Genomic DNA, 289 nt, shown 5'->3' with positions numbered 1-289 from the left:
TTTCCTGATAAGGTCCCTCGGGAATATTGTCTATTAATTGCTCAATGATGTTCAGACTTTCCATGATCTCATCCATACGCACCAGGTAACGGGCAAAGCAGTCACCTTCCGTATAAACGATTTCTTTGAAATCGACTTTGTCATATACACCGTATGGCATTCGTTTACGTACGTCACACGCCCATCCTGATGCACGGCCTGTACCTCCGGTACAACCGAAAGAGATGGCATCTTCACGGCTTAACACACCGACGCCTTTCATACGGCTTTGTGGGATGATGTTACCCGT

Annotated in this window: 1 pseudogene; it reads right to left on the bottom strand. The window is 46.7% G+C overall.

Going from position 1 to position 289, the window contains the following annotated elements:
- Positions 1–289 (bottom strand): annotated as a pseudogene (locus AB5935_RS26835) (NADH-quinone oxidoreductase subunit C); the annotation flags it as partial.

Origin of the sequence: Phocaeicola sp. RTP21198st1_B8_RTP21198_201120 (assembly GCF_040929485.1) — a bacterium.
Classification (GTDB): Bacteria; Bacteroidota; Bacteroidia; order Bacteroidales; family Bacteroidaceae; genus Phocaeicola; species Phocaeicola dorei.
This window is presented reverse-complemented; position numbering and strand designations above follow the sequence as displayed.